Origin of the sequence: Mycobacterium sp., from assembly GCF_050701675.1 — a bacterium.
Lineage (GTDB): Bacteria > Actinomycetota > Actinomycetes > Mycobacteriales > Mycobacteriaceae > Mycobacterium.
This window is the reverse complement of the sequence record NZ_JBOGDD010001296.1, coordinates 1-1,593: the sequence shown is the minus strand read 5'-3', so window position 1 is coordinate 1,593 and position 1,593 is coordinate 1. Positions and strand designations below refer to the sequence as shown.

Below are 1,593 nucleotides of genomic sequence, written 5' to 3'. Positions count from 1 at the left end.
GCCGTTGACGGTGTCGCTCCGCCCGGCCGAGTTGCAGGGTAAGCGCGTCGTCTTCACGCACATCCCGGTCGCGTACAAGACGCCGACTTCCGCCCCGCCGCCGCTAGGTCGGTGAGCGGGGAGAGCTACTCGCCGCCCAGCTTCTTGTAGACGGCGCCGACGATCGGCGTCACGATGGACCGCGGCGCGTAACCGCTCGCCACCGACATCGCCTTGGACGTCACCCCGGGAACGACGCGCATCTTGTTGCGCTCCAACCCATCCAGCGACACCTTCGCGGTGTGTTCGGTGGAGATCCACAGGAAGTCCGGAATCAGCTTCTCGACGAGGGACTGCTCGTCCGGATTGGGCAGCTCGGTGCGCACCGGTCCCGGCGCCAGCACGGTGACGTGGATTCCGTGTGGCTTCACCTCGCTGCGCAGCGACTCGCTGAAGGTGTTCACGAACGCCTTGGACGCGGCGTAGGTCGCGTTGTTGGGGATGGGCGAGTTGCCCGCGGCGGACCCCGAGATGAGGATCCCGCCCCCGCGGCGCCGCACCATTCCCGGCAGCACCGCGAGCACGAGGTCGTGCACGCCGAGGACGTTGAGCTGAACCTGAGCCTTCTCGCCGTCGACGTCGAGGTTGGCCACTGCGCCGAACGTGGCCGTTCCCGCGTTGGCGCACAGGATGGAGACGTCGCGCTGCGCGAGCTCGGAGCAGAACTCGGCGCGCTGCGTGGGGTCGACGAGGTCTACGGGGCGCACCTCGACGGTGACGCCGTAGCGTTGGGTCAAGCGATCCGCCAGCGAGGTGAGTACGTCTGCCCGGCGGGCGGTGATGATGAGGTGGTGCCCGCGGGCAGCGAGTTCGGTGGCCAATGCCTCACCGATGTTCTGCGAGGCGCCGGTGACGACGGCGCGTGCGTCGGGACTGGGAGCGGGTACGGACATGGGCACAATCGTAGGGACCAATAGAGTGCGTTCATGACCAACCCCGCGACGATTCCTCGCACCGCGGCGAGGTCCCGGGTAGTCGCGTGGGCGTTGTGGGACTGCGGTGCCACTGGCGTGAACGCGATCGTCGTCACGTTCGTCTACTCGGTCTATCTCACCCAACAGGTCGGGGCGGGACTGCCGGGTCCGACGACGCCCGCGAGCTGGCTCGGCCGGGTGCTGACCATCGCGGGCGTGTTCGTCGCGCTGCTCGCCCCGGCGACGGGGGTTCTCGTCGACGCGCCGCACCGCCGTCGCACCGCGTTGGCCGTCCTGACCGGAGTCGTCGTGGTCTTGACGTCCGCGATGAGCCTCGTTCGCGCCGACTACCACTACCTGTGGCCCGCCTTGGTGCTGCTTGCGTGCACCGCGGCCTTCAGTGATCTGGCCACGGTCCCGTACAACGCCATGCTGCGGCAGCTCTCCACGGCAGACACGTCCGGGCGGATCTCCGGATTCGGTTCAGCGGCAGGCTACTTCGGCAGTGTCGGCCTGTTGGTCATCGTGTATCTGGGCTTCATCGCCGGTGACGGCGATACCCGCGGGGCGTTGTCGATTGCCCATGACGACGGCCAGAACGTCAGGGCCGCGATGCTTCTGACGGCTGCGTGGTTCATCC

2 protein-coding genes are annotated in these 1,593 nt (G+C 68.0%); one reads left to right on the top strand and one right to left on the bottom strand.

Translation table 11 applies throughout. The features are described 5' to 3' along the window. Positions 1–125: 125 nt before the first annotated feature. Positions 126–932, bottom strand: coding sequence for a mycolate reductase (gene cmrA / locus ACRDUX_RS39990; RefSeq protein WP_526422950.1), 807 nt, complete (start codon positions 930–932; stop codon positions 126–128). A 33-nt stretch (positions 933–965) separates the two neighbouring features. On the opposite strand from cmrA, the gene ACRDUX_RS39985 reads away from it, so the two are divergent. Further along, positions 966–1,593: MFS transporter (locus ACRDUX_RS39985; RefSeq protein ID WP_526422948.1), on the top strand; the 628-nt coding region annotated here is incomplete at its 3' end.